This window comes from Chelativorans sp. ZYF759 (assembly GCF_012911015.1).
In the GTDB taxonomy this organism is placed as follows: Bacteria; Pseudomonadota; Alphaproteobacteria; order Rhizobiales; family Rhizobiaceae; genus ZYF759.
In genome coordinates this window covers 605,844-629,373 of the sequence record NZ_WVVV01000001.1, presented here as the reverse complement: position 1 = coordinate 629,373, position 23,530 = coordinate 605,844, and the positions used below count along the sequence as shown (strand labels likewise).

The 23,530-nt window shown below is 63.1% G+C and carries 32 protein-coding genes and 1 riboswitch; of the genes, 20 read left to right on the top strand and 12 right to left on the bottom strand.

The features are described from left to right. Positions 1–104: 104 nt before the first annotated feature. Positions 105–1,025, top strand: coding sequence for a calcium/sodium antiporter (locus tag GRZ55_RS02865; protein ID WP_169285354.1), 921 nt, complete (start codon positions 105–107; stop codon positions 1,023–1,025). A gap of 93 nt (positions 1,026–1,118) precedes the next feature. Then, positions 1,119–1,979 (top strand): undecaprenyl-diphosphate phosphatase, encoded by an 861-nt coding sequence (locus GRZ55_RS02860; RefSeq protein WP_169285353.1) that lies wholly within the window; start codon positions 1,119–1,121, stop codon positions 1,977–1,979. On the opposite strand, the gene holA is transcribed toward GRZ55_RS02860, so the two are convergent. Beyond that, positions 1,976–3,022, bottom strand: coding sequence for a DNA polymerase III subunit delta (holA, locus tag GRZ55_RS02855; RefSeq protein WP_169285352.1), 1,047 nt, complete (start codon positions 3,020–3,022; stop codon positions 1,976–1,978). The two genes, GRZ55_RS02860 and holA, sit on opposite strands and share 4 nt — an antisense overlap. A gap of 116 nt (positions 3,023–3,138) precedes the next feature. On the opposite strand from holA, the gene GRZ55_RS02850 reads away from it, so the two are divergent. The 3 genes from GRZ55_RS02850 to GRZ55_RS02840 are packed head-to-tail and all read left to right on the top strand — an operon-like array spanning position 3,139 to position 4,228. After that, positions 3,139–3,537 (top strand): hypothetical protein, encoded by a 399-nt coding sequence (locus tag GRZ55_RS02850; RefSeq protein ID WP_169285351.1) that lies wholly within the window; start codon positions 3,139–3,141, stop codon positions 3,535–3,537. Positions 3,538–3,548: 11 nt separating this feature from the next. Continuing rightward, on the top strand, positions 3,549–4,013 hold the full coding sequence (locus tag GRZ55_RS02845) for a DUF6644 family protein (RefSeq protein ID WP_169285350.1): 465 nt from the start codon (positions 3,549–3,551) through the stop codon (positions 4,011–4,013). Between the two features lie 47 nt (positions 4,014–4,060). After that, positions 4,061–4,228, top strand: coding sequence for a peptide ABC transporter permease (locus GRZ55_RS02840; protein WP_169285349.1), 168 nt, complete (start codon positions 4,061–4,063; stop codon positions 4,226–4,228). 5 nt (positions 4,229–4,233) lie between these two features. Here GRZ55_RS02840 and GRZ55_RS02835 read toward each other — a convergent pair whose 3' ends face one another. Continuing rightward, positions 4,234–5,016, bottom strand: coding sequence for a DUF3108 domain-containing protein (locus tag GRZ55_RS02835; RefSeq protein ID WP_169285348.1), 783 nt, complete (start codon positions 5,014–5,016; stop codon positions 4,234–4,236). A 186-nt stretch (positions 5,017–5,202) separates the two neighbouring features. Here GRZ55_RS02835 and GRZ55_RS02830 point away from each other — a divergent pair, with 186 nt between their 5' ends. Genes GRZ55_RS02830 through GRZ55_RS02820 form a run of 3 tightly spaced genes read left to right on the top strand, consistent with a single transcriptional unit; the run spans position 5,203 to position 8,209 of the window. Continuing rightward, on the top strand, positions 5,203–5,811 hold the full coding sequence (locus GRZ55_RS02830) for a shikimate kinase (RefSeq protein ID WP_169285347.1): 609 nt from the start codon (positions 5,203–5,205) through the stop codon (positions 5,809–5,811). Beyond that, a complete protein-coding gene (aroB, locus tag GRZ55_RS02825; RefSeq protein ID WP_169285346.1) occupies positions 5,808–6,929 on the top strand; it encodes a 3-dehydroquinate synthase in 1,122 nt (373 codons plus the stop codon). Before GRZ55_RS02830 ends, aroB begins: the two co-directional genes overlap by 4 nt. Beyond that, positions 6,926–8,209 carry an HlyC/CorC family transporter gene (locus GRZ55_RS02820; RefSeq protein WP_169285345.1) on the top strand — a complete coding sequence of 428 codons (1,284 nt, stop codon included), beginning with the start codon at positions 6,926–6,928 and terminating at the stop codon, positions 8,207–8,209. Before aroB ends, GRZ55_RS02820 begins: the two co-directional genes overlap by 4 nt. Before the next feature lie 6 nt (positions 8,210–8,215). On the opposite strand, the gene GRZ55_RS02815 is transcribed toward GRZ55_RS02820, so the two are convergent. After that, a complete protein-coding gene (locus tag GRZ55_RS02815) occupies positions 8,216–8,518 on the bottom strand; it encodes a BolA family transcriptional regulator (protein WP_169285344.1) in 303 nt (100 codons plus the stop codon). A 140-nt stretch (positions 8,519–8,658) separates the two neighbouring features. Between GRZ55_RS02815 and GRZ55_RS02810 the strand changes: the two genes are divergently transcribed. From GRZ55_RS02810 to GRZ55_RS02790, 5 genes are all read left to right on the top strand, one after another. Beyond that, the gene (locus tag GRZ55_RS02810; protein WP_169285343.1) at positions 8,659–9,285 is read left to right on the top strand and encodes a J domain-containing protein; all 627 of its coding nucleotides are present in this window, start codon (positions 8,659–8,661) and stop codon (positions 9,283–9,285) included. 79 nt (positions 9,286–9,364) lie between these two features. Continuing rightward, complete coding sequence (cobS, locus tag GRZ55_RS02805) at positions 9,365–10,351, top strand: cobaltochelatase subunit CobS (protein ID WP_169285342.1); 987 nt, start codon at positions 9,365–9,367, stop codon at positions 10,349–10,351. Between the two features lie 10 nt (positions 10,352–10,361). Then, positions 10,362–12,269 carry a cobaltochelatase subunit CobT gene (cobT, locus tag GRZ55_RS02800; RefSeq protein WP_169285341.1) on the top strand — a complete coding sequence of 636 codons (1,908 nt, stop codon included), beginning with the start codon at positions 10,362–10,364 and terminating at the stop codon, positions 12,267–12,269. Continuing rightward, positions 12,266–13,294 (top strand): esterase-like activity of phytase family protein, encoded by a 1,029-nt coding sequence (locus GRZ55_RS02795; protein ID WP_169285340.1) that lies wholly within the window; start codon positions 12,266–12,268, stop codon positions 13,292–13,294. Before cobT ends, GRZ55_RS02795 begins: the two co-directional genes overlap by 4 nt. A 126-nt stretch (positions 13,295–13,420) precedes the next feature. Further along, a riboswitch (FMN riboswitch) is annotated at positions 13,421–13,567 on the top strand. A 76-nt stretch (positions 13,568–13,643) separates the two neighbouring features. Next, a complete protein-coding gene (locus tag GRZ55_RS02790; RefSeq protein ID WP_169285339.1) occupies positions 13,644–14,078 on the top strand; it encodes a 6,7-dimethyl-8-ribityllumazine synthase in 435 nt (144 codons plus the stop codon). A gap of 115 nt (positions 14,079–14,193) precedes the next feature. Here the strand turns inward: GRZ55_RS02790 and GRZ55_RS02785 are convergent, their stop codons facing one another. After that, a complete protein-coding gene (locus GRZ55_RS02785) occupies positions 14,194–14,817 on the bottom strand; it encodes a queuosine precursor transporter (RefSeq protein WP_246734461.1) in 624 nt (207 codons plus the stop codon). A gap of 76 nt (positions 14,818–14,893) precedes the next feature. Further along, positions 14,894–15,190 carry a 50S ribosomal protein L28 gene (gene rpmB, locus GRZ55_RS02780; RefSeq protein ID WP_169285338.1) on the bottom strand — a complete coding sequence of 99 codons (297 nt, stop codon included), beginning with the start codon at positions 15,188–15,190 and terminating at the stop codon, positions 14,894–14,896. 216 nt (positions 15,191–15,406) lie between these two features. On the opposite strand from rpmB, the gene GRZ55_RS02775 reads away from it, so the two are divergent. Continuing rightward, positions 15,407–15,538, top strand: a complete 132-nt coding sequence (locus GRZ55_RS02775) for a histidine kinase (RefSeq protein ID WP_169285337.1) — start codon at positions 15,407–15,409, stop codon at positions 15,536–15,538. Between the two features lie 13 nt (positions 15,539–15,551). Here GRZ55_RS02775 and GRZ55_RS02770 read toward each other — a convergent pair whose 3' ends face one another. From GRZ55_RS02770 to GRZ55_RS02755, 4 genes are all read right to left on the bottom strand, one after another. Further along, on the bottom strand, positions 15,552–15,734 hold the full coding sequence (locus GRZ55_RS02770) for a hypothetical protein (RefSeq protein ID WP_169285336.1): 183 nt from the start codon (positions 15,732–15,734) through the stop codon (positions 15,552–15,554). Positions 15,735–16,018: 284 nt separating this feature from the next. Beyond that, positions 16,019–17,077 (bottom strand): sensor histidine kinase, encoded by a 1,059-nt coding sequence (locus tag GRZ55_RS02765; RefSeq protein WP_169285335.1) that lies wholly within the window; start codon positions 17,075–17,077, stop codon positions 16,019–16,021. Positions 17,078–17,148: 71 nt separating this feature from the next. Further along, complete coding sequence (locus GRZ55_RS02760; protein ID WP_169285334.1) at positions 17,149–17,316, bottom strand: DUF1328 domain-containing protein; 168 nt, start codon at positions 17,314–17,316, stop codon at positions 17,149–17,151. Positions 17,317–17,445: 129 nt separating this feature from the next. Beyond that, positions 17,446–18,240 carry a response regulator gene (locus tag GRZ55_RS02755; protein ID WP_169285333.1) on the bottom strand — a complete coding sequence of 265 codons (795 nt, stop codon included), beginning with the start codon at positions 18,238–18,240 and terminating at the stop codon, positions 17,446–17,448. A gap of 244 nt (positions 18,241–18,484) precedes the next feature. Between GRZ55_RS02755 and GRZ55_RS02750 the strand changes: the two genes are divergently transcribed. Together GRZ55_RS02750 and GRZ55_RS02745 are read left to right on the top strand one after the other, a co-directional pair. Further along, the gene (locus tag GRZ55_RS02750) at positions 18,485–18,682 is read left to right on the top strand and encodes a NepR family anti-sigma factor (protein ID WP_169285332.1); all 198 of its coding nucleotides are present in this window, start codon (positions 18,485–18,487) and stop codon (positions 18,680–18,682) included. Beyond that, a complete protein-coding gene (locus GRZ55_RS02745; protein WP_169285331.1) occupies positions 18,679–19,227 on the top strand; it encodes a sigma-70 family RNA polymerase sigma factor in 549 nt (182 codons plus the stop codon). Before GRZ55_RS02750 ends, GRZ55_RS02745 begins: the two co-directional genes overlap by 4 nt. On the opposite strand, the gene GRZ55_RS02740 is transcribed toward GRZ55_RS02745, so the two are convergent. Next, the gene (locus GRZ55_RS02740; RefSeq protein WP_246734460.1) at positions 19,213–19,608 is read right to left on the bottom strand and encodes a response regulator; all 396 of its coding nucleotides are present in this window, start codon (positions 19,606–19,608) and stop codon (positions 19,213–19,215) included. The genes GRZ55_RS02745 and GRZ55_RS02740 overlap by 15 nt on opposite strands. 130 nt (positions 19,609–19,738) lie before the next feature. Here GRZ55_RS02740 and GRZ55_RS02735 point away from each other — a divergent pair, with 130 nt between their 5' ends. Beyond that, positions 19,739–20,491: a Crp/Fnr family transcriptional regulator gene (locus GRZ55_RS02735; protein WP_169285330.1), complete on the top strand. Its 753-nt coding sequence runs from the start codon at positions 19,739–19,741 to the stop codon at positions 20,489–20,491. On the opposite strand, the gene GRZ55_RS02730 is transcribed toward GRZ55_RS02735, so the two are convergent. Further along, positions 20,484–21,548, bottom strand: coding sequence for an AI-2E family transporter (locus tag GRZ55_RS02730; protein ID WP_368856574.1), 1,065 nt, complete (start codon positions 21,546–21,548; stop codon positions 20,484–20,486). The genes GRZ55_RS02735 and GRZ55_RS02730 overlap by 8 nt on opposite strands. Before the next feature lie 179 nt (positions 21,549–21,727). Here GRZ55_RS02730 and GRZ55_RS02725 point away from each other — a divergent pair, with 179 nt between their 5' ends. Genes GRZ55_RS02725 through GRZ55_RS02715 form a run of 3 tightly spaced genes read left to right on the top strand, consistent with a single transcriptional unit; the run spans position 21,728 to position 22,834 of the window. Next, positions 21,728–22,063 carry a YqjD family protein gene (locus tag GRZ55_RS02725; RefSeq protein WP_169285328.1) on the top strand — a complete coding sequence of 112 codons (336 nt, stop codon included), beginning with the start codon at positions 21,728–21,730 and terminating at the stop codon, positions 22,061–22,063. 9 nt (positions 22,064–22,072) lie between these two features. After that, the gene (locus GRZ55_RS02720; protein ID WP_210257182.1) at positions 22,073–22,537 is read left to right on the top strand and encodes a hypothetical protein; all 465 of its coding nucleotides are present in this window, start codon (positions 22,073–22,075) and stop codon (positions 22,535–22,537) included. Between the two features lie 48 nt (positions 22,538–22,585). Further along, positions 22,586–22,834, top strand: coding sequence for a hypothetical protein (locus GRZ55_RS02715; RefSeq protein ID WP_169284837.1), 249 nt, complete (start codon positions 22,586–22,588; stop codon positions 22,832–22,834). A gap of 21 nt (positions 22,835–22,855) precedes the next feature. Here the strand turns inward: GRZ55_RS02715 and pncA are convergent, their stop codons facing one another. Next, on the bottom strand, positions 22,856–23,455 hold the full coding sequence (gene pncA, locus GRZ55_RS02710) for a bifunctional nicotinamidase/pyrazinamidase (RefSeq protein ID WP_169285326.1): 600 nt from the start codon (positions 23,453–23,455) through the stop codon (positions 22,856–22,858). Positions 23,456–23,530: the final 75 nt, after the last annotated feature.

Here is a 23,530-nt window from a genome sequence, read left to right as displayed (position 1 = left end):
GCAGAACGGTGAAAACGGCACGTCGGCGCCCTTGCGCAACCTCGATCTCGTTCACATCTATTCCGCGACCGGAAGCGTCCGCTTTCGCGTGAGGATTCCCGAAGATGGACTACCTGCTGGTGGCGCTCGGCCTTGTTGGCCTGTTTGCGGGCGGTGAGTTTCTCGTGCGCGGCAGCGTCGCCCTGGCGCGCGGTTTCGCCATTTCCCCGCTTCTCATCGGATTGACGGTGGTCGGCTTCGGGACTTCGACCCCCGAACTGCTCGTCTCCGTCGACGCTGCCTGGCGCGGTCTGCCCGACATCGCGCTGGGCAATGTCATCGGCTCCAACATTGCCAACATACTTCTCATCGTGGGCATCGCCGCCTTGGTCTGGCCGATTGCGATTGCCGGTGCCTCGTTGCGCCGTGACCTGGCCGTGATGCTGGTGGCGGCCTTGGTCCTGCTGCCGTTTTTCATGCTGGAGGAATTGTCGCGCCCGGCAGGTGGGCTTCTGGTCGCATCTCTCGTTCTCTACCTGTTTGCCGCCTACCGCGCCGGACGCAGTGCACCGGAGCCCGAAACCGAGGAGGTCCCTACCCTGTCGACCGGCAAGGCGCTTGGGGTCGTGGCCATCGGCCTCGTTGCCTTGATGGTCGGGGCCCGGTTCCTGGTCGACGGCGCGGTGGCGATCGCGCGCGACTACGCCATATCGGAGGCCTTCATCGGTCTCACCATCGTCGCGGTCGGGACTTCTTTGCCTGAACTGGCGACCTCGCTCATCGCCGCCTTCCGACGCCAGTCCGAAATCGCCATCGGCAATGTCGTCGGCTCCAACATCTTCAACATACTTGGCATACTGGGCGTCACCGCGCTTGTGGCGCCGATCCCGGTCGCCCCGCGCTTTCTCGCCTTCGATTTTCCGGTGATGATCGGTGCGTCCGTCCTTCTGGCCGTGATGCTCATCGCCCGATCCAAAATCGGGCGCTTATCGGGTCTCGCCCTCCTTCTGGGTTACGCGATCTACGTCTACGCCGCCCAGGGCTGAGGCTCAACGCGAGCCGCGATTTGCCCGATGGCGCCGCTGATGGCGTCATGGCATAAGGCGTAATCCTCCCCTCCTTTCGGATTCGCCCTTCCCATGATCTGGACCTATCTCCTCATCCTGTCCGTCGTTCAGGGCGTGACGGAATTCCTGCCCATCTCGTCATCGGCTCATCTCATCCTGGTGCGCGATCTGTTCGTTGCCCTCGGCATGCCCATGTGGGAAGGCAGCCAGGCCGACGAACTGGCCCTCGACATTGCGCTCCATGTCGGCTCGCTCGGGGCGATCCTGCTCTATTTCTGGCGCGACGTGGCCCAGCTTTTCCTCGGGCTCGCCGATGCGGTAAGGCTGAGGGCCAGCGACAATACGCGCCTGCTCCTGCTGCTGATCGTGGCGACGCTGCCGATCATGGTCGTCGGTTTCCTCATGAAGGATGTCGTGACCTACATGCTGCGCTCGGCCGAGATCATCGCCTGGACGACCATCATCTTCGGCGTGCTGCTTTATGTGGCCGACCGCCAGCCGGAACGCGCGGAAGCCATGGAAAAGATGAGTTTCCGTCAGGCGATCGTGGTTGGACTTGCCCAATGTCTGGCGCTCATACCTGGCGTCAGCCGCTCCGGCATCGCCATGACGGCCGGCCGGCTCACCGGCCTCGATCGTCCTCTGTCGGCCCGTTTTGCGCTGCTCCTGTCGCTGCCTACCATCGCTGGCGCGGGCCTGCTGGCCACACTCGATCTCTACCGCGCCGGTGATGCGCGGCTGACTGGAGAGGCCCTGATCGGCGGGTTCTTTGCCTTCGTGGCGGCCTGGATCGCCGTGGCGCTCCTGATGAAATGGCTGCGCCACAATTCCTATACCCCCTTCGTCGCCTACCGGCTCGTGCTGGGCGTCCTGCTCCTGGTGCTGATCTACGTCTTTGGCTGGTCGCCGTCGCCCGTGGCGGTCGCGACCTAGCGCCGACGCGCCTGGCGCCGAGCTTCCAGCGTCAGCGCAAGCAGGGACTGTCTTGCGGTCGCAACCGCAAGACCGGCATTTCGACGGGTTTGCAGCACCGCCGCGTCGAGGCGCGTGACAGCCGCCGCCAGCGCATCTGCCGGCCAGCGGCCGATCGCCGCCTCGAAGGCCCGCCGCCGCGCGAAAAAGATCGGCGGCCGTGCGGACGCGATCACCACCTGAGCCGGCTTGCCGGTCGCGTCCATCTCCGCCTTCAGCGTTTCCAGCATCTGGAAGCGGCGCAGGGCCGCCGACAGCACGACGCCTGCATTGGCACCACCAGCCATGAGCGAGGAGAAGATCGTGTCGAAGGTACCCGCCTCCCCCGCCAGGACCGCATCGAGCATGTCTTCCTGGCTGCGCGCCGATACGTCGCCGATTGCCGCTTCCACATCGGCCAGGCCAATACGATCATTGCCGGCGCTATAGAGCGCCAGCTTGGAAAGTTCGCCGCGCGTGGCCAGCCGGTCCCCGCCGAGTAACGCCCTGAGCGCCTGGCGGGCCTCCGGCTCGATGGTCAGCTTCTCGCGCGCGCACATCTCGTCGATCAGGCCTTCGATGCCCTTTCCCTCATCCGCATAGGATGGCAGAGCCATGGCGCCGCCGGCCTTTTCGACGGCAGCTCGAAGCCCGGTGCCCTTCTTCAGCTCGCCCGCCTCCAGCAGCACCACGGCATCGGCGGGCGTCGTCCTGGCCAGTTCGGCCACCTCTGCGGCCATGCCTGTGCCGGCCCCGATACCGCGCACCCAGATCAGCCGTTTCTCAGAGAACATCGGAATCGAGGCGACCTCCTCCGTCAGGCGGCCTGGCTGTTTCTCGACCTCGCTGCCCTCCAGCCGCGTGACCGCAAAGGGGTCGTCGAGGGGGAGCCCCGTCGATTGGGCGAAAGCGAGCGCCCGCTCCGAGACCAAGCCTCGATCCGGGCCATAAACGAGCACGATCCGCATCGCCGGATCGGGCTTCTTCAGCCAGTTGTCGACTTCGTGTGCCTTCTTTTCCGCCATGCCGCCGCTTAGCACGCTCCGCGCCCGGACGACAGAGCAGGTCTGCTGCCTTGACCCTGCCACCTTGCCGCTTAGTGTGGGGCATCGGGGTGGCCCACCGACCCGAAGGAGTTGACATGCGCCTGATCCGCAAATCGCTTGTTTTCGCTTTTGCCGCCGTGATCATGGCCGCAAGCGTCGGCCTTGGCGCCGGCGTGGTGCAGGCGCATCACGGCTGGGCCTGGACGGAAGATGATATCTCCGAACTCGAGGGCACCATCGTTTCCATCTCGCTCGGCAATCCGCATGCCGCGCTCGACGTCGATGTCGACGGAGAGATCTGGCATGTCGAGCTCGCCCCGCCCCGGGCGACCGCCAGTTCGGGCTTCGTCGAGGGTGTCGCAGATGAAGGCGACACGGTCCAGGCCATCGGTCACCGTTCCCGGACGCCGGAGGAGCGGACCTTCAAGGCCGTTCGCCTCATCATCGGCGGGGAAACCTACGACATTTATCCCCGCCGCCTGCCGGCAGACTGAAGGGGCGAGGCTTGGAGCTGCTGACCGCCATCGAGAGGTTGCCGGCGCTTGAGGCGTTCAGACTTTCCTTCCTCGTCTACCCGCTCGTCAGCGCACTCCACATCATGGGCTTCGCGATGTTGTTTGCATGCGTGTTCCTGATGGATCTGCGCATCATCGGCACGATCCGCGTCCTCGACCGAGAGGTCTTCTTGTCCCTGATGCGTCGCTTCGCCGTCTCGGGGTTCGCGGTCGCGGCCGTCACCGGTTTGCCCATGTTCGCCGTCCAGGCCCGCGAATATGTCTTCAACCCGGCATTCCAGGCCAAGATGGCGTTGCTGGTACTGGCCGGCCTCAACTTGTGGGCGTTCCGGAAAATCGCCGACGGTGACCGGACCGGTCGCCCCTATCCCCGCAGCGCTCGCTTTCTGGCATTCACCTCGATCCTCGTCTGGGTCGGGGTGATCGTGGCCGGCCGCTTCATCGGCTTCATCTGAGGAACCCAGCCGAGACCGCAGTCGTTTTGGAGCTGGAAGGAAGCAAGATGGAAAACCGAGACGAACCCCGTACCTTTTCCGGCAGGGACACCAGCCAGGGCCATATCGTGCTGCGAACGCCGCTGAGGAAAGCGATCTTCATCGCCGGCCTCGTCGGTCTCGTCATCGTGTCGGCAGTGCTTCTGGCCGGGTGCATTCCCACGCCCCCGGCCTGATCGCGTTAATTGACCCGGAGCGGCCCGGCGCTGATCTGGACGGTCCCCACTCTCGTGCCGATGCTGGCCTCGACCGGCGCGTAGAGACCGCTGTCGCCCAGCGGCGCGAAGGTGATGCGGATGGCACCGCTTTCGCGAAGGTGGCGCATGTCCCGGTTATCCGAATTGAAGCCGGCCACCGGCGTGAAGCTGCCGGCGCAGACCGCGCCCTCGCCTTCATGCCGCGGCAGCGGCCCCGTTGAAACCGGGCGCAGCCGGATATCCGCCCTGAGCCACCCGTCGAAGATGCTCAGCCGACGATCGCACACCTCATCTGCCGAGGCAGCGCGCACGAGGGTGGCCGACAGGGGATCCATCACCGACTCCAGATGGTCCGACGTGATCGGCACATAGGTCCGCCGCCTCTGCGGCGCCGGCCTGCGGTGGCTGACGGAAACCGCCGATCCGTTCCGGAAGCGGATGTCGACGCCATCCGGACGACCGCCGGAATTGAATTCCACCTGGAAGTTCCGAGGCACCACCCCACGCCCCGCTATGCGGGCGCTAAGATTTGCGTTGCCACTGGTGCTGCTGAAGATGCGGGCTAGGCCGGCGCTGCTGAGCGACCCCCGCATCTCGAGACCGCCATCCTTGGCGATGGTCGACGTGAAAGTCGCACGCGCCACGGGAATTCCAAGATAGCTGGCGGTATAGTCGGCTGTGTAGGATCGGGTCTCGGCGGCGGCCGGAAGGGCTGAAAGCGAGATCGCGGCACCAAGCGCAGGGACGAGGAAGCGTGCTAGAGACATGACAGGGCTCCGGGATGACAGAGGGGCAGCGCGTCCCTTCACCACCGTGAATCGCTTTGCCGCTAAATTCCGGCGAATTCATGGATGTTGCCGTCACGCGGAAGCGACGACGGATATCCGACGAGCCCATCTGCTTGACGCGTCCGGCCTTTTGTGTCGAAAGGCTTCCGCGAGTAGACCTGACATATGACCGATTTCGAAAAGCCTCCGGCAATTTCGCCCAAGAACCTGCTCGATGCGCTGGGCAGGCGCAACATCGTCTTCGTCGGGCTCATGGGGGCGGGAAAAACCTCCATAGGTCGCCGCGTAGCCGCCCGGCTGGGCATTCCGTTCTTCGACAGCGATCACGAGATCGAGGGCGCGTCACGCATGACGATCCCCGAACTCTTCGAGACCTATGGCGAGACGGAGTTCCGAGCGCTGGAGGAGCGCGTCCTGCATCGCCTCCTGTCCGAAAGCCCGCGCGTCATCTCCACCGGCGGGGGCGCCTTCATGAACCCGGCCATCCGCGGAGAAATCAGCGCGACCAGCCTTTCCGTGTGGCTCGACGCGGATCTCGACGTTCTGATGGAGCGCGTGAAGAAGCGGCAGAATCGTCCTCTCCTGAAGGCTGACGATCCCGTCGCCGTCATGAAAAGACTGATGAAGGAGCGCTATCCCGTTTATGCCTCCGCCGACATCGTGGTGAAGACACGCGATGCCCATCGCGACATCATAGCCGAGGAAGTCCTCCAGTCGCTGGATGCCTTCCTGTGTCACTCGCAAATCTCTTCCGAGGAACATTCCAGATCATGACCGTTTCATCTGCACGGAAGGTGGAGGTCGCCATCGGCGACAGGGGCTATGACATCCTGATCGGCGGCGGCCTGATCGCAAGCGCCGGCTCCCAGATCGCCCTTCGTCTTCCCGGCATACGTGCCGCGATCGTCACCGACGAACACGTGGCAGCCCCGCATCTGAAGGCGCTCGAAGCGAGCCTTGACGCGGCGGGCATCGAGAATTCCGCCATCATCATCCCGCCCGGTGAATCATCCAAGCGTTTCGAACTCCTCGAACGTGTCGTCGACGGCGTGCTGGAGGCCCGGCTGGAGCGCGGCGATGCCGTGATCGCGCTGGGCGGCGGCGTGGTCGGCGATCTGGCCGGCTTTGCCTCGGCCATCGTGCGGCGTGGCATGCACCTCGTGCAGCTTCCCACCTCGTTGCTCGCCCAGGTGGATTCGTCCGTCGGCGGCAAGACGGGCATCAACACCCCGCGGGGCAAGAACCTCGTCGGTGTCTTCAAGCAGCCGGTCCTGGTGTTGGCCGATACCGATGTGCTCGACACATTGCCCAGGCGCGAGTTCGCGGCCGGCTACGCCGAGATCGTGAAATACGGCCTCATCGACCGGCCCGATTTCTTCGGCTGGCTCGAAAGCCATTGGGGTGAGATTTTCGCCGGCGGTGGCGCGCGCGGGGAAGCGATTGCGATATCCTGCCAGGCAAAGGCCGACATCGTCGCGCGCGACGAACTGGAAGCTGGTGACCGCGCGCTCCTCAATCTGGGGCACACATTCGGCCATGCGCTCGAAGCCGCCACCGCCTATGACGGGGCGCGGCTGGTTCATGGCGAAGGGGTGGCCATCGGGCTTGCTCTCGCCCATCGCTTTTCCGCACGGCTGGGCCTAGCGCCGGAAGGCGATACTGCACGTGTCGAAGCGCATCTCGCCACCGTGGGGCTGCCCACGCGACTCCTCGACGTCCCCGGCGGCCTGCCGGGCGCCGATACGCTGATGGATTTCATCGCGCAGGACAAGAAGGTCTCCCGCGGCGCACTGACCTTCATCCTGACCCGCGGCATCGGCCGGTCCTTTATCGCTCGCGACGTTGCGGCCGACGATGTACGTATCTTCCTTGAGGAGAACCTCCGATCATGATCGGCGAAATCTGGATTACCCTGCTTATCATCGCCCTGCTCATCATGGTGTCCTTCCTTTTTTCGGGCACCGAGACGAGCGTTACGGCCGTTTCCAGGGCAAGGCTGCACACGCTCGAGGCCAATGGCGACAAGCGCGCAGGCATCGTCGGCAAGCTGGTGCTGAGGCGCGACCGACTTGTCGGCGCGCTCCTCATTGGCAACAATCTCGTGAACATTCTCGCATCCGCGCTGGCGACCACGGCCATGCTGAATATTTTCGGCGAGGCAGGTGTGGTCTACGCCACGATCGGCATGACCGTGCTCCTGGTGATCTTCGCGGAAATCCTGCCCAAATCCTGGGCCTTGTCGCGGCCGGAGCAGTTTGCGCTCGCCGTCTCCCGCTTCACCCAGCTCATCGTATTGCTCTTCGGCCACCTGTCCTCGCTTGCCAATGTCATCGTGCGCGGCCTTCTCTCGCTCTTCGGGATCAACCTGTCGCGTGACGCGCCGATGCTGTCGGCCCACGAGGAACTGCGTGGCACGGTCGAGGTTTTGCACCGCGAGGGTGGCGTGGTGAAACAGGACCGCGACCGCGTCGGCGGCCTGCTCGACCTGCACGAGCTCGAAGTCTCCGACATCATGATCCACCGCACCAACATGCGCACCATCTGTGCCGACGATTCGCCGGCCGAGATCGTGCGGGAGGTGCTTCAGAGCCCCCACACCCGCATGCCGATCTGGCGCGGGACGATGGACAACATCGTGGGGGTCGTGCACGCCAAGGATCTGTTGCGCGCGCTGCACGAGGTCGAGAACGATTTTTCGCGTGTCGATATCGTCAAGGTGGCGCGCAAGCCGTGGTTCGTGCCTGACACGACCTCGCTCCAGGACCAGCTCAACGCCTTCCTGCGCCGCAAGGCCCATTTCGCGATCGTGGTCGACGAATATGGCGAGGTTGAAGGGCTGGTGACGCTGGAGGATATCATCGAGGAGATCGTCGGCGACATTTCCGACGAACACGATGTCGAGATGCAGGGCGTGAAGCAGGAGGCGGACGGCTCGGTCGTGGTCGACGGCTCCGTCCCGATTCGAGATCTGAACCGCGCGCTGGACTGGCACTTGCCGGACGAGGAGGCGACCACCATCGCCGGTCTGGTGATCCACGAGACGCAGACGATTCCGGAGGAGAAGCAGGCCTTCACCTTCCACGGCATGCGCTTCGTGGTGCTGAAGCGCGACCGCAATCGGATCACCAGCCTGCGCATCAAGCCGGTCGAGGTCGTTCAGTCCAAACGGTGACTGGTCCTACCAGCGCGTCTTTTCGCCGGGGGCGGCAGGTTCGATCGCCAGGGCGTGGACATTGGCCGCCAGTTCCTCGCTCAGAAGTTCGTTGACCATCCGGTGACGGTCCACGCGCCCCATGCCGGAAAAGCGCGGCGAGACGACGCGCACCCGGAAATGGGTCTCTCCCGAGCCGTCGAATGCGGCGTGGTGATCGGAGTCGTGATGGGCGTGTCCGGCATGGAGATGGCTTTCGTCGAGCACTTCCAGACGCTCGGGCTCCAGCGCGGCTGCGATCTTTTCCTCGATGCGGGCTTTGGTGGACAAACCTACCTCCATTGACCATATGTGTGGTCGTTGCGATACGGCGAAGCACCGGCCTAGGGTGAAGGTCTGCTAAAAGTCAATTCTTGTTTCGCACCACGAACACCCCATAATCCCTTCTGATTTGCACGGCATTGGGACCGATGGTCGCCTATTCGAAATATTTCGAGAAGATCCGCATCAAGCGCGACCGCGAGGCCGCGCCGGAAGCTGGCACGCCTGAATGCCAGTGGGACGGCTGCGATCGGCCCGGCACGCATCGCGCCCCGGTTGGACGCATGCGGGAGGGAGAGTATTTTCACTTCTGCATCGACCACGTGCGCCACTACAATAAGAGCTTCAACTATTTCTCCGGCATCGGCGATTCGGACGTCGCCCGCTTTCAGAAGGAGGCCCTCACGGGTCACCGGCCCACCTGGCGCATGGGCGCCAATGGGGGCAGCGTCTATGCCAACGATTTCGCCCGGATGCGCTCGGGCTCCGCCGGCTACTACAACCGGCTGCGCGACCCCTTCGGCGTTTTTGGCGACGAACAGCGTCGCGAGAAGGACAACCTTCCTCGCCAGCGAAAGCTTCGCGCGCTTGAGGCCAAGGCGATGGATACGCTGGGCCTGGGCGAAGCGGCCACTGGCGCGGAGATCAAGGCGCGTTATAAGGAACTCGTGAAGCGCCATCATCCGGATGCGAATGGTGGCAATCGGGAGTCGGAAGATCGGTTCCGGGAAGTCATCCAGGCCTACCGGATGCTGAAGCAGGCGGGTTTGTGTTGATCTGTCGATCTGCTAAAGACGGCCCCCGATATCCCAGAACTTTGACCTGCGGCAGCCGCGGCTTCCGCATGGAGGCATGATGAACAAGGTCGATCGCGACATTGCAAATCTTCCCGACACGACCGTTTCGGTGAAGGAAACCTTCGGCATCGAATCGGACATGGTCGTGCCGGCCTATTCGGTCGCCGATTCCCATGTACCCGACATCGATCCCGACTATCTGTTCGACCGCCAGACCACGATGGCGATCCTCGCGGGCTTTGCGTACAACCGGCGCGTCCTGGTCTCGGGCTATCACGGCACCGGTAAATCGACCCATATCGAGCAGGTCGCCGCGCGCCTGAACTGGCCCTGTGTGCGCATCAACCTCGACAGCCATGTCAGCCGCATAGATCTCGTCGGCAAGGACGCCATTGTCATCAAGGAAGGCATGCAGGTCACCGAGTTTCGTGACGGCATCCTGCCCTGGGCCTACCAGCACAACGTCGCGTTGGTGTTCGACGAATATGATGCCGGGCGCCCGGACGTGATGTTCGTCATCCAGCGCGTGCTGGAATCCTCCGGCCGCCTCACGCTGCTCGACCAGAGCCGCGTCATCCGGCCGCACCCCGCCTTCCGCATCTTCGCGACGGCCAACACGATCGGTCTGGGCGACACCACCGGCCTCTACCACGGCACCCAGCAGATCAACCAGGCGCAGATGGACCGCTGGTCGATCGTCACGACGCTGAACTACCTCCCGCATGACGACGAGGTTGCCATCATCCTGGCCAAGGCCCGTTATCTCAGGGACGAAAAGGGCCGCGACATCGCCAACAAGATGGTGCGGGTGGCCGACATGACCCGTTCGGCCTTCATCAATGGCGACCTGTCGACCGTCATGAGCCCGCGCACCGTGCTCACATGGGCGGAGAATGCCGAGATCTTCAACGATGTCGGCTTTTCCTTCCGCCTGACATTCCTCAACAAATGCGACGAGCTCGAGCGTGCGGTGGTGGCCGAGTTCTACCAGCGCGCCTTTGGCGAGGATTTGCCGGAATCGGCTGCCAACGTCGTGTTGAGCTGAACGGGAACGAATGGCAGGCCCCGGCGACAATTCCAGATCGAAATCGGGCAAGGGCGGCGAGACCGACTCCTTCAAGCGCGCGCTCGCCACATGCATGCGGGCGATCTCCGGCGATAGCCAGTTCGAGGTGACTTTCGCCAAGGACCGCCCTGCGCTGGTCGGTCACACCGCCCGCCTGCCCGACCTTCCGCGCAAGCCGACGGCCGAAGATCTCGCCATCGTCCGCGGACTGGGCGATTCCATGGCGCTGCGCACCGCCTGCCATGACATGCGTCTTCATTCGAAGCTTGCCCCGGATGGCCGCCAGGCCCGCGCCGTTTTCGACGCTGTCGAACAGGCCCGCGTGGAGGCAATCGGCGCCCGCAGCATGGTCGGCGTGGCGGACAATCTCGGCTCCATGCTGGAAGACAAGTTCGTCCGCGCCAATCTCGCCAACGTTGCCGATCAGGCCGACGCGCCGCTCGAGGAAGCACTCGCGCTGATGGTGCGCGAAAAGCTGACCGGCCGCGCCGCGCCCAAGAGCGGCGAGAAGCTCGTCGCGCTGTGGCGTGACTGGATAGAGGACCGCGCCAGTAGCAATCTCGACACGCTTCTCGAGAAACTCGACGATCAGCAGGCCTTCGCCCGCGCGGTGCGGGACATGCTGGTCTCCATGGAGATGGCGGAAGAACTGAGCGAGGACGACGAGAGCGACGAGCAGTCCGACAGCGAGGAACAGCCACCCGAGGGCGAGGAATCGGGCGAGGAAGGTGGCGAGGAGAACACCGGTTCCGACGATGCCCAGGCCGAGGAGATGGAAGCGTCCAGCGAGGAACAGGACGCGGGCGAGACCGAGGCATCGGATGCCAGCGCCGACGAGATGTCGGACGACGATCTCGACGCCGAGACGCCTGGCGAGACCCGCCGCAACGACGATCCCTTCGCAAATGTCTCGCGCGATGTCGACTATCGTGTCTTCACCACCGCGTTCGATGAGACGGTCGGCGCCGAGGAACTCTGCGACGAAGAGGAACTCGATCGCCTGCGCGCCTTTCTGGACAAGCAGCTCTCCAACCTTCAGGGCGTGGTCGGGCGGCTCGCCAACCGGCTCCAGCGTCGCCTGATGGCACAGCAGAACCGCGCCTGGGACTTCGATCTCGAGGAAGGCGTCCTCGATCCCGCACGCCTGCCGCGCCTCGTCATCGACCCCATGCAGCCGCTCTCCTTCAAGCAGGAGCGCGACACCAATTTTCGCGACACGGTCGTCACGCTGGTGCTCGACAATTCGGGCTCGATGCGTGGCCGCCCCATCACAGTGGCTGCCACCTGCGCCGACATCCTCGCCCGCACGCTTGAGCGTTGCGGGGTCTCCGTCGAGATCCTGGGTTTCACGACGCGCGCCTGGAAAGGTGGTCAGTCCCGCGAGAAATGGCTGAAGGATGGCAAGCCCGCCAGTCCCGGTCGTCTCAACGATCTCCGCCACATCATCTACAAATCCGCTGATACGCCCTGGCGGCGCGCCCGGCGCAATCTCGGCCTCATGATGCGCGAGGGGCTGCTGAAGGAGAACATCGACGGCGAAGCCCTGCTGTGGGCCCATCAGCGCCTGCTGGCCCGGCCGGAGCAGCGCCGCATCCTGATGATGATCTCGGACGGTGCCCCGGTGGATGACTCGACTCTCTCGGTCAATCCCGGAAACTATCTGGAACGCCATCTGCGCGCCGTCATCGAACTCATCGAGACCCGTTCGCCCGTCGAACTGCTCGCCATCGGCATCGGTCACGACGTCACCCGCTATTACCGGCGCGCCGTCACGATCGTCGATGCCGAGGAACTGGCGGGCGCGATGACGGAACAGCTGGCCGCCCTTTTCGGTGAACAAAGCGCCCGCGATATGCGGCGAGAGAACCTGCGCGGCGGGATGCGGCGTACAGGATGAGCCGCCGCGCGGCAGCTGTCTCCCGGCTCGCCGCCAGGCTCCTGCTTGTGCTGCTCGCCGTGGCGGGAGGGCTGGCCACATCCTCCCGGGCCGAACCCGCCAGGGACATCGAACTCGCCTTCCTGCCCATTGACCGTTTTCGCCTCGGCTCGGACGAAATGCGCTTCGGGCCGCTCGAATTCGTGGGCGGCTTCGAGATGCGCTCACCGAGATCGAGCTTCGGCCAACTCTCCTCCATGCGCTTCCTGACCCCCGGCAGGGACTTCATCGGCGTGGCCGATCACGGCTATTGGTTTTTCGGCTCGGTCGAGCGAGACGGCGACGGCGTGCCGCTCGGCATGGCGGCGTTTTCCATGCAGCCCATGCTGGGGCCCGACGGCGAACCGTTCGAGGACAAGCACTATGCCGATGCCGAAGGCCTTTCCATTTCCGGCGGCATCGCCACCGCGACCTTCGAGCGCGCGCACCGCGTGGAGGAGTTCCGTCTCGAGCCGGGCGCCATGGGCCCACCGCTCGGCGAAGTGGACTTCCTGATCCCGCCTCATGAGCTGCGCTACAATCACGGCATGGAGGCGGTCGCGCGCGCGCCGGCGGATGGCCCGTTGGAGGGCGCCCGGATCGTCGTCGCCGAGCGCAGTCTCGATGGGGACGGCAACCTGTTTGCGGCAATCCTCGAAGGCCCGCGGCGCGGCGTGTTCTTCATCACGCGCAGCAACGACTATGACGTCACGGACGCCGTCTTCCTGCCGGGAGGCGATCTGCTGCTGCTCGAGCGGCGCTTTTCGCTGCCGGGCGGGGTGGCCATGCGAATGCGCCGCATCGAAGGCGACGCCATCCGCGCCGGGGCGCTGGTCGACGGGCCGGTTCTCTACGAAGCCGACATGACCCATCAGATCGACAATATGGAGTCGATCGACTGGTGGCGCCGCGAGGACGGCGCGCTGGTGCTGGCGCTTCTGTCGGACGACAACCAGTCGATGTTTCAGCGCTCTCTCTATCTGGAGTTCGTGCTTCTGGACGAATGAGGAACGCGAAACGGCGCGGACGAAGCCGCGCCGGTTCAAAGCGATGCACGCCGCGCTGCGAGACCAGCCAGAAGGCGTTGATGGGGGTGGGCTGCTTGCGGTGCCGCCCCCCGTCACCTATGTTCTGCTCGTTCTCAGGGCGGGGTGGAAATCCCCACCGGCGGTATGCGGGACGACCCGCGAGCCCGCGAGCGCCTTACCTTCGGGAAAGGGTCAGCAGACCAGGTGGGAAGCCTGGGCCGACGGTTACAGTCCGGATGGAAGAGAACGCGTGTCCTGCCCGCCACTCCGGCGGCGGATGCTCGTGATCGCCTTGGGTGACGTGTCCGTTGCTGGAAAGGAGATCGCGATGACACACACCCGCTATGCCTTCATCAAGGCCAATTGGCATGCCGATATCGTGGACCGGGCGCTGGACGGTTTTCGGGAACTGATCCCCGCCGAACAGATCGACGTGTTTGACGTGCCTGGTGCCTTCGAGATGCCGCTGCTCGCCCGCGACCTGGCAGCCACCGGTCGCTACGGGGCGGTCGTGGCCGCTGCCTTCGTTGTCGATGGCGGAATATACCGGCATGAATTCGTCGCCCAGGCTGTGGTCGACGGCCTGATGCGCGCCGGGCTGGACACGGGCGTGCCAGTGCTCTCGGTCTCGCTGACTCCGCATCACTACCAGGAAACCGAGCACCACACCCGGATCTATCGCGAGCATTTCATCGAGAAGGGCCGCGAAGCTGCCCGGGCAGCACTCATGATCGGCAAGACTCGTGTGGCGCTGGCCGCCTGATATAAGAGCGCCCCGACCTTGGCCGGGGCGTTCATGTACGAAGAAGCGCCAGATGTATCGGATGCGCGCGCCGCCTGCCATCGCCGTCAGGCTGGCGTTTGGGTGAATTGCGCAGCTAGCGCGCTGCGGGGGACGGCCTCAGGACTGCCAGGAGCGCCCCGTAAGGCGCCAGCATGGCCAGGCCGACCAGCATCTTCACCACGAAGTCGCCCAAGGCCAATGACACCCACAGTGGCGCCTCGGCGCCGAAGAACGGCACGGCGAAGCCGAGCGAGCCATCCTCCATGCCGAGACCGGTATCGAGAACGGCGAAAGCCGACGCGAATGCCAGCGAGAAGAACAGAATGGTGTCGACGATCGAGCCGATGACCGTCGACACGAGAGGAGGCTTCCACCAGGCATCATGGCGCAGCCGGTCGAAAATCTGCGTGTCGAGAAGCTGGGCGACCAGAAAGGCGGAGCCCGAAGCAATGGCGATGCGCGGCGTGGCGAGCCACACCGAAAGCAGCACGGCAAGCGCGAAACCGGCAAAAACGACCTTGCGGGCCGCGGCCTTCCCGAAACGCCTGTTGGTCAGGTCGTTGACGAGGAAAGCGATCGGATAGGTGAATGCACCCCAGGTGAGAAGATCCTGAAGCCCGAAATGGCCGAACGGATACTGGACGAGAATATTGGAGGCGACCACGACAATCGCCATTGCGGCCACGAATGGCCAGATCGTAAACGTGCTGGAGTTCATTTTTTTAACCTGGGTGATGGAACCAGTCGGGCGGGCCATGGCCCGCCGCGCCAAGCGGGGTAGGAGAACAGACGCCTTAGGCGGCTTCCATTTCCGCGAGCTTCTTCTCGACCTGCTTTTTCAGGAGGCGCGCGCGCTGCGAAAGATCGGCTGTGTCGGCCTTCACGAGAAAGGCGTCCAGACCGCCACGGTGTTCGACCGAGCGCAGGGCGGCCGCGGAGATACGCAGACGCACATTCTGGTTCAGCGCTTCGGACTGAAGCGTCACGTTGACGAGATTGGGACGGAACACGCGCCGGGTCTTGTTGTTGGCGTGGCTCACATTGTTGCCGCTCATCACGGCCTTGGCGGTCAGTTCGCAAGCGCGGGACATTGCAATTACCTTCGGTTCATTTTTGGCCACGACCACCTTCCGCACCACATCAAGGTCGCGGCGCGGCTATGGAGGCCAGCCTCATGGAAAATTCGCCGTTCCAATAGGCGCAAAAGCGGTTTGGGTCAAGACCGGCAGGCCTGCCTTGAAATCGGCCGCCTCCCATACGATAAGGGGCAGGGGGCGCAGACAAGTATTTGGGGATAGTGGAGCAGTATGCCCACTCTGTTTCGTTTTATATTTATCCTGGCCCTTCTGGCCGCGATTGCCTATGGCGCAATGTTCGCGCTGGCGACATTCGTCGAGCCGAATTACGGCGAGATGAGCGTGCGCGTCCCGCTGGACTGAAGCGAGACTGCGATCAGAGGATCATCAGCGCCAGCAGGATCGCAACGAAGGCTGCGAAAATCATTATGGACAGCCGGAAATATCCGAACGGACTGTAATTGGGCCCAGGCGGCAGCGGATCGCTACTGTTTTGCTCTCGAAAGTCGCCCATCGCGAGCCGAGCAACGCGTTCAATCTGCGACATCTGCGAATACATGGCGGGGCCTCCCGGACAACTCGTCTGCTCAACGGGTCTGGGTCCGCTCGGGTTCCGCCGAAAAAACCGAAAAAAAATCTTCGCGCGGCGTGGAACCAATTCTCTTTGTGGGGGTTATTGGCATGATACACGGCGGACATAGCCCTCCAATCGCCCCCCAATATGTTCCCGTGTCTCATAGGGAAGGTGCACAAAGTCCCCCACCCCGATCGCACCTTCCACACCTTCAAGCCGGCCTGCGGGCCGGCTTTTTTCTTGTCTGCGTTCATGTCTGAAGAGACAGCTCAGCTAAGCTCGAAATTGGCCGCCGGTATGCGCAGCCGATATTCCACCCTTCCCTCCCCGATCATCAGTTGCGCCTCACCATCGAGCGAAGCAGGAACCACGCGTTCCAGCGCAACGCTGCCGAACTGCTTGGTCGGTTTCGCCTCGGCGGTTACCGGAGCCTTCTCGAGCCACGTCAGCGCCAGCGGCGCTGAACCGTCGCCACCATCCATGATCGTCGCCTTGAGGTCGACGTAGCCATTGGGCTTCGAAAGCGCACCATGGCTCATGGAATTGACGATCAACTCGTGCAGCGCAAGGCCGATATGCAGGGCGGCGTTGGGAGAAAGCTGCGGATCGGCGCCGGACAGCCGGATGCTGTAGGCGGGATCGTCGCAATATCGCGCGGCCTGCCCCTCGACGAGTTCGCCGAGGCGGGCTCCCCGCCAGTTCGAGGACGTCACCAGATCCTGCGACGATGCCAGGGACTGCAGCCGTCCACGAAAACGGTTGAGGAACACGTCGATGCTGCCGGAGTAGCGGCCGGTCTGGTTCGCGATGCTCTGGATGACGGCCAGCAGATTCTTCGATCGATGGCTGACCTCGCGCAGCAAGGTTCGCAATGCCTGCTCGCGTTGCTTGTGGACGGTGGTCTCAACCAGAGTGGTCACGACGCCGAGCACGCGACCGTCCGGGCTGCGATCAGCGTCGAGCCAGACATCATACCACCGACTACCCGCCTCGATCCTCTGGCGCAGTTCGAAGCGGCGAGGCTGCCCATCCTGAAGCACCTGATGTTTCAGCGCCAGCACCCGACTGAGGTCGGCGGCAGCCAGATACTCTGCGTCCGTAAGCCCGGTGATGTCGTCGGTGTCGGTACCCCACGCATCAGGCAAATTGTGTGCCCACGCAACGCGCAAATCCGGGTCCTGATAGACGACGGTGATGCCGGTGTTGCCGAGCGCCCGAATCAGGCTCCGACCCAACTCCGCGGTGGCGGGTTGGCCTCGTTTTGGGTTATCGGGCGCGAACCTGCGTATGGGACTGCTCCAAGGCGGAAAGCTCTCGCATGGCAACATCCGCCACCTGCAGAACTGCGGAAGGCTGGCGAAACCATGCGGGCAACCGGGAATTCATGGCGATACGCCTGTCACCGGGCGCGGCGCATGAACCCCGCGACAAGCGAAATCACAAGCAGCGCCAGGAAGATGAAGAACAGTATCTGCGCAATGCTGGCCGACGCGCCCGCAATGCCGGTGAACCCCAAGGCGCCTGCAATGATGGCGACGACCAGGAAAATCAAGGTCCAGTAGAGCATTTGTCCTGCCTCCGATGTGACTGAATTGTGTAACGTCGCGCCGCCGCATTCGTTCCTGTCGGCAGACACGGAAAAGCCCGCCATGCATTCGCGTGGCGGGCTTTCTTTGTCAAACGTGCAACCGCTCGCTCAGGCAGCCGCCTGGGCCTGCCGATCAAAAAACAGAGCCTGGCTGATCAGAGCCTTGACCATGTCGGGATTGAACGGCTTCGTGACGAGAAAGGCCGGCTCCGGGCGTTCGCCGGTCAGCAGACGCTCTGGAAACGCGGTAATGAAGATGACGGGCACGCTCGCCATCGCCAGAATCTCGTTGACGGCGTCAATGCCCGAACTGCCGTCTGCCAGCTGGATATCAGCCAGCACCATCTTCGGGTTCGAGCTCTTGAAGAGGGCGGTCGCCTCCTGATGCGTGCGCGCGGTACCCACCACGCGGTGCCCGAGGCTCTCGACCATCTGCTCGATATCCATGGCGATCAGGGGCTCGTCCTCGATCACCATGATCTCGGTAGCGACCTGCCGCGATATCTCGTCGCTCGCCTGGTTTAGCAGCTCGCTGAACTCATCTTCGGAAGCGCCGAGGATCTCGGCCGCCTCGGCCTCGTTGAAGCCCTCGACGGCAACGAGCAGAAAGGCCTGACGCGGCTTTGGCGCCAGCGCGGACAGATTGGTAACCACGCGGCTTTCCCAAGCCGACAGCGGCTGTTCATCCGGCACCCGCAGCGCTACGGAAGTGAACAGCTTCGCGAAAATGCTGTAGAGGGCGATCCGGTCGGACGACGCCTTGGGAAAGATGCTGGGATCGGCGATGATCGCCTCCAGCGTGGCGGCCACAAGGGCATCGCCGCTGGTCTGCGAGCCCGATACGGCACGTGAAAACCGCCGCAACAATGGCAAGTGCGGCGCGATCCTTGCGGACAAACTCATGATATGGCGTCTCCCTCGAACAGCCTGAACAAAATAGTAAACTGTCTCCAGCTATCCTCAAACGCGGCCGACTGCAAAAAGTTCCGACATCATGGAACCGAATGCTACAAAGCACGTTTTAGACCGAACGAATGGGGCTGGGCCGCACGCCGGCAAACGCAGACGGCGTAGCGCCGAGCCGAGCAGGCAGAGGGCGAGAGGCCTGCCGATGATAATGATGAACGCCTGGGGGCAGGGAAATAGCATGGCAAATGACGAACCCAAGCAGCGCCAGCGGGGCAACGGCTCGATGAATCTTGGAGCCAATTCCGAAATCGGACGCAAGCTGAAGCAATATTACGATGATCTCGTGACCGAAGAGGTGCCGGATCGATTTGCGGAACTGCTTCGACAGTTAGAGGCTGGCGAGAACGAGAACGGCCAGCAGAAAGATGACGCATGAGTGTCGCGACTGACTTCAAGCGCGACCTTCTCGGCGCTATTCCCAGCCTGCGTGCCTTTGCGGTTTCGCTGTCGCAGAATGCCGATCGCGCCGACGACCTTGTCCAGGAGACGCTGGTCAAGGCCTGGGACAAGCAGTCCTCCTTCCAGCCCGGGACCAATCTGAAGGCCTGGCTCTTCACAATCCTTCGCAACGAATTCTATTCGCAGATGCGCAAGCGCGGTCGCGAGGTTCAAGATAGCGATGGGGCGATCACGGGACGTGTCGCCGTCCATCCGGCTCAACACGGTTCGCTCGACCTCGACGATTTCCGCAAGGCCCTTGAGCGCCTTCCGGAGGATCAGCGCGAGGCGATCATTCTGATCGGCGCCTCGGGCTTCTCCTACGAAGAAGCCGCCAACATATGCGATTGCGCGGTCGGCACGATCAAGAGCCGGGTCAGCCGTGCCCGGTCCCATCTTCAGCAAACGCTGGGCATTTCCGGCGAAGGCGATTTCGGACCCGATTCCATCGCGGCCCAGGTAATGGGATCAAGCGCGGCCTGAGACAGGCCGCGCGATGATCGCTGCACGCACGGCTTCGATAAGTGTCGATCCGACATAGGGCTTGCTGACCACAGCCACGCCCGGAAACATCTCGAAAAGCACTTCGCTTTCGCTGTACCCGGTCGCAAAGACAAAGGGGATGGCCTGGCTGGTCAACTCTCGTGCAAAGTCGAAAGTCGTCTCGCCGCCGAGCCGCACGTCGACAATGGCCAGATTGAACTGGTGCACTCCCAGCTGAGCGCCTGCCAGCTCTCCGAGGTGGCGCATGATGACGACGTCCCTTGCCCCATGCTCGCGGCACAGCTCCTCGACATCCATTGCGATGAGAAATTCGTCCTCAAGGACGAGGACCTTGAGCCCATCGAGAAATTTGTCGGCCAATGGTGTTCTTTCCTGACGCGGTCCCTCAATATGCTACTTCTTCCAATGCGCGTGATCTGTCATTAAACAAAGACATGCCTCGTGCGGGAGCGGGGCATTGGCCCCGTCTTTTGAGGAATAGCCACGTTCGATGGATACCAAGTCTCGTTCGGCGCGAGTCTATCCCTGCCAGAAATGTCCGCTGAAGGATCGCAAGGTTTTTCGTGACCTGACCGGCGACGAACTCAACTTCATTTCTCGATTCAAGAAGGGCGAGTTGAGCGTCGACAAGGGCGGTACGGTTCTTGCCGAGGGAACCCGCAACCCTCACCTCTATACCATCCTCAAGGGATGGGCATTCCGCTACAAATTGCTGACGGATGGCCGCCGTCAGATCGTCAACTTCGCTATGCCGGGAGACCTTGTTGGCCTGCAGGGGACATTGATGGGCGATATGCAGCATTCCGTCGAAGCGCTTTCGCCGATGCTGCTTTGCGTGTTCGAGAGGGAGGAGTTGCTTCGCCTTTATGAAGCCCACCCCGCTCTGGGTTACGACGTCACCTGGATCGCCGCCCGCGAGGAATCCATTCTTGACGAGAATCTGTTGAGCGTCGGCCGCCGCAGCGCGCTTGAACGGCTCGCCTATCTTCTTTCGTTCATAGCGGAGCGGGCGCGCGACGTGGGTCTTTTCAATGGCAGGCCAATGGAGATTCCCATCACTCAGCAGCACCTGGCCGATACGCTGGGACTATCGCTGGTTCATACCAACAAGACAGTGCGCAAGCTCGCCCAAGGCAAGCTCCTGAGGTGGCGCGACGGGGGCTGCGAGATACTCGATCTGGAACGGCTCGAGGATCTGGCCGGTTGGTCGCCAGTCGAATTCCCGCCGCGTCCGTTTATCTGACGGGTGTCACCAGATCTGCGCCAGGCAGGATGTTGCGAACGATCGCAAACACGATCAGCAGGGCGGGAATCGCGATGAAGCCACCGACTGGACCCCACAGCCAGATCCAGAAGGCCAGCGCGACAAGCACCAGGAACGGGTTGAGCGTCAGCGTGCGCCCCAGGACGGCCGGCGTGATCGCCTGTCCTTCGATAAGGTTGACCGAGAGATAGACGAGCGGCGGAATAAGAGCACCGCCCAGCGTGTCGAAAGTGGCAAGCCCGATGGCGAACAAGATCGCCACCATGATTGCCGGCCCCACATACATGATGAAGTTCAAGAGCCCCGCAAGCGCGCCCCACAGGGCCGGAGAAGGCACGCCGGCAGCCCAAAGCGCCAGCGACACGACAACACCCAGACCCGCATTGATGAGAGCTATGGAAAGCAGATAGCGCGACACGAGCCACTCGACGTCGCGGAACACGTGCGCCACGCGCCAGCGCAGCCTGCGGCCGATGCAGAGGCTGAGGACAGCCGCTCGGGTCTGATGACGCGTCGCCACATAGAAATAGAGGCTGGCCATGAAAAGGAGCACCTGCCCGAGGATCGCAGGCGCCAGATACGCCATGTCCTCGACCGGGGAACCTTCCTCCACGGCCACCGTGAACCCCGTATTTCCGGTAATCGAGCGGAGTTCATCTCGCAGCCCGGTAATGGCCGCCATGGGCTGACGAAGCTGGTACAGCTGGAACTGCAATTCTTCCCAGATTTCCGGAGCCTGGCCGATCCAGAAAGCCAAGGGCCCCGACAGAGCCACCGCCAGAGCCAAGACGGCGAAGATGAAGAGGAGGAAGACCAATGCCGAGGATAGCCAGGAAGACATGCCGAGCCGCTCGAGGCGCCCGGCGAGTGGCCCCAGCATGAGGCCGACAACGATGGCCAGACTCACGGGGGCGAGAATATACTTGCCGGCATGAAGGGCGAATGTGAGGCCAAGGAGCCCCAGGAAGATCAGCGATACCTGAGCGGCGCGCGAAAGCCCAACCTCGACACCCGATTTCGGGGGCAAACGTACCACTGGCGGTTTCTTGGAATTCAGCGGTAACATATCATCTGCTGTCTGGAGGGCAGACGACAAACGCCCGGATCGGAATTCGGTTCCGGTGGCAGCCTTCATCTACCCCGTTTGGCGGTGATTCCGGGGAACCAGTCGAGCATCCGGACGTTTCCCTCGACAAATTAAGAAGGAGAAGTTTCATGGCAACGAGTGCGGGCAAGGCAGGGGCACCTCTCAAGAACGAGGCGACGCAGCAGGATCTGGAAGCCGAGATCGCAAAGCTGCGTGAAGAGATGGCGAAGCTCGTAGATCAGATGGCGAAGACGCGGGACACTTCATACTCGGCGGCGCGCCGTGCAGCCACTGAAGGTCTGGAGCAGGCGAAAGCTCAGGGCGAAGCCGCCATGGAGGACATCAAGGCTCAGGCGCGCGACGTCGAAGAGCAGCTGTCGGAAACCGTGCGCGAGAAGCCGATCACGTCCTTGGCCATCGCAGCCGGTGTCGGGTTTCTTTTCGCAGTCCTCATGCGCCGATAGGCCAGCCTCATGCTAGCCTCTCTTATCGCCTCGATGGCGTCAGGCGAAATCATGGATGCCATGCGCCGCGCAAAGGCCGCGGCCATGGCATATCTTCTAGCGGGTGTGATCGCCCTTATCGGCATCGGCTTCCTGATTGCCGCGGGCTTTTCCTGGCTCGCGAGCATCTACGGTACCGTCTACACGGCGCTCGGTTTTGGCGGCGGTTTCATTCTGCTCGCCATCATCATCATCGTGGCGCACAGGATGGGCGAACGAACCCAGAAAGTTGTGGCACAGCAGCGGCGCGCGCATGATTTCAAGGCCATGGCGCAGACCGCCGCAATGATCGTCGTGCCTGCTCTGATCGCCCGTGGTGGGGTCGGCGGAGTCGCCACGCCGCTGCTCGCCCTTCTCGGCTATGGCATCTACCGCGAGAACAGACCCCGCAAGGGCTCCAGGCGCCGCCCCCGTTATCCCGACAGCCCGGGCTAGGCGCGGCCGCATCGCATTGATGCCTCAACATTGGAAAGAAGGAACATTATGGTCAAGCAAGTCAAACCGACGGAAGCGCGACAGGGACGCAGGGGCGCGCCTGTACTCGTCATCCTGATCGTCGGGCTGCTTCTCGCATTGGTCGTCTGGTGGGGTGTCGGCATGTACGGCACAGCCATCGAACCGGCCGCCCAGGACCAGGTCGGTGGCGACCCCATGGAGCAGTCCGGTGAGGAGACCCCGCCGGCAACCCAGCCACCGCCGGAAACCGCGCCTGCTGGCCCAGCGCCTCAGTGACCTGACTAAAGCCGGGGCACGCTATTCAAGCGTGACCCCGGCTGCGCGCATCTTTTCTGTCATGACGCCCAGCGAACCACCCATATCGATGGCGCGGCACCCCTCCATCACCACAGTGACCGCGAAGCCCAGCCTGGCAGCATCCAGCGCCGAGAAGGCCACGCAGAAATCGGTCGCCAGCCCCACCATGACCAGTTTGCGGATCCCCCGCTCAACCAGATAACCGTTGAGGCCGGTCGGCGTCGCGTGATCATTTTCGAAGAAGGCCGAATAGGAATCGATGCTGCGCCGGAATCCTTTGCGGATGATGAGTTCGGCCTTTTCCCATTGGAGCGCAGGATGGAACTCGGCACCCGGCGTGCCCTGCACGCAATGGTCCGGCCAGAGTGTCTGCGTGCCATAGGGCATCTCTACGTTGTCGAACGGGCTTTTGCCGCCATGCTGTGAAGCGAAGCTTGAATGTCCTGCGGGATGCCAGTCCTGTGTCACGACGACATGTTCGTGCTCGCCGACCAGCCGGTTGACGATGGGCAGAATCTCGTCGCCACCCGCGACGGCCAGCGCCCCGCCCGGGCAGAAATCGTTCTGTACATCGATCACGACTAGGGCCGATGCGGCCATGGCGTCTTTCCCTTCTGCTTTTGTCTTGGCGGGCAGGCTTATGTCAAAACTGCGCTTTGACAAGCCCCGGTCGAC

What these genes read in the sequence shown, in the direction of transcription:
- GRZ55_RS02725 (WP_169285328.1), top strand. Translation starts at nt 21,728, where the DNA reads ATGGCAACGAGTGCGGGCAAGGCAGGGGCACCTCTCAAGAACGAGGCG.
- GRZ55_RS02865 (WP_169285354.1), top strand. Translation starts at nt 105, where the DNA reads ATGGACTACCTGCTGGTGGCGCTCGGCCTTGTTGGCCTGTTTGCGGGC.
- GRZ55_RS02745 (WP_169285331.1), top strand. Translation starts at nt 18,679, where the DNA reads ATGAGTGTCGCGACTGACTTCAAGCGCGACCTTCTCGGCGCTATTCCC.
- GRZ55_RS02755 (WP_169285333.1), bottom strand. Translation starts at nt 18,240, where the DNA reads ATGAGTTTGTCCGCAAGGATCGCGCCGCACTTGCCATTGTTGCGGCGG.
- GRZ55_RS02835 (WP_169285348.1), bottom strand. Translation starts at nt 5,016, where the DNA reads ATGTCTCTAGCACGCTTCCTCGTCCCTGCGCTTGGTGCCGCGATCTCG.
- GRZ55_RS02860 (WP_169285353.1), top strand. Translation starts at nt 1,119, where the DNA reads ATGATCTGGACCTATCTCCTCATCCTGTCCGTCGTTCAGGGCGTGACG.
- holA (WP_169285352.1), bottom strand. Translation starts at nt 3,022, where the DNA reads ATGGCGGAAAAGAAGGCACACGAAGTCGACAACTGGCTGAAGAAGCCC.
- GRZ55_RS02750 (WP_169285332.1), top strand. Translation starts at nt 18,485, where the DNA reads ATGGCAAATGACGAACCCAAGCAGCGCCAGCGGGGCAACGGCTCGATG.
- GRZ55_RS02820 (WP_169285345.1), top strand. Translation starts at nt 6,926, where the DNA reads ATGATCGGCGAAATCTGGATTACCCTGCTTATCATCGCCCTGCTCATC.
- GRZ55_RS02765 (WP_169285335.1), bottom strand. Translation starts at nt 17,077, where the DNA reads ATGTTGCCATGCGAGAGCTTTCCGCCTTGGAGCAGTCCCATACGCAGG.
- GRZ55_RS02735 (WP_169285330.1), top strand. Translation starts at nt 19,739, where the DNA reads ATGGATACCAAGTCTCGTTCGGCGCGAGTCTATCCCTGCCAGAAATGT.
- GRZ55_RS02850 (WP_169285351.1), top strand. Translation starts at nt 3,139, where the DNA reads ATGCGCCTGATCCGCAAATCGCTTGTTTTCGCTTTTGCCGCCGTGATC.
- GRZ55_RS02810 (WP_169285343.1), top strand. Translation starts at nt 8,659, where the DNA reads ATGGTCGCCTATTCGAAATATTTCGAGAAGATCCGCATCAAGCGCGAC.
- GRZ55_RS02785 (WP_246734461.1), bottom strand. Translation starts at nt 14,817, where the DNA reads ATGAACTCCAGCACGTTTACGATCTGGCCATTCGTGGCCGCAATGGCG.
- GRZ55_RS02720 (WP_210257182.1), top strand. Translation starts at nt 22,073, where the DNA reads ATGCTAGCCTCTCTTATCGCCTCGATGGCGTCAGGCGAAATCATGGAT.
- aroB (WP_169285346.1), top strand. Translation starts at nt 5,808, where the DNA reads ATGACCGTTTCATCTGCACGGAAGGTGGAGGTCGCCATCGGCGACAGG.
- GRZ55_RS02760 (WP_169285334.1), bottom strand. Translation starts at nt 17,316, where the DNA reads ATGCTCTACTGGACCTTGATTTTCCTGGTCGTCGCCATCATTGCAGGC.
- rpmB (WP_169285338.1), bottom strand. Translation starts at nt 15,190, where the DNA reads ATGTCCCGCGCTTGCGAACTGACCGCCAAGGCCGTGATGAGCGGCAAC.
- GRZ55_RS02795 (WP_169285340.1), top strand. Translation starts at nt 12,266, where the DNA reads ATGAGCCGCCGCGCGGCAGCTGTCTCCCGGCTCGCCGCCAGGCTCCTG.
- GRZ55_RS02715 (WP_169284837.1), top strand. Translation starts at nt 22,586, where the DNA reads ATGGTCAAGCAAGTCAAACCGACGGAAGCGCGACAGGGACGCAGGGGC.
- GRZ55_RS02830 (WP_169285347.1), top strand. Translation starts at nt 5,203, where the DNA reads ATGACCGATTTCGAAAAGCCTCCGGCAATTTCGCCCAAGAACCTGCTC.
- cobT (WP_169285341.1), top strand. Translation starts at nt 10,362, where the DNA reads ATGGCAGGCCCCGGCGACAATTCCAGATCGAAATCGGGCAAGGGCGGC.
- GRZ55_RS02770 (WP_169285336.1), bottom strand. Translation starts at nt 15,734, where the DNA reads ATGTATTCGCAGATGTCGCAGATTGAACGCGTTGCTCGGCTCGCGATG.
- GRZ55_RS02840 (WP_169285349.1), top strand. Translation starts at nt 4,061, where the DNA reads ATGGAAAACCGAGACGAACCCCGTACCTTTTCCGGCAGGGACACCAGC.
- pncA (WP_169285326.1), bottom strand. Translation starts at nt 23,455, where the DNA reads ATGGCCGCATCGGCCCTAGTCGTGATCGATGTACAGAACGATTTCTGC.
- GRZ55_RS02775 (WP_169285337.1), top strand. Translation starts at nt 15,407, where the DNA reads ATGCCCACTCTGTTTCGTTTTATATTTATCCTGGCCCTTCTGGCCGCG.
- cobS (WP_169285342.1), top strand. Translation starts at nt 9,365, where the DNA reads ATGAACAAGGTCGATCGCGACATTGCAAATCTTCCCGACACGACCGTT.
- GRZ55_RS02790 (WP_169285339.1), top strand. Translation starts at nt 13,644, where the DNA reads ATGACACACACCCGCTATGCCTTCATCAAGGCCAATTGGCATGCCGAT.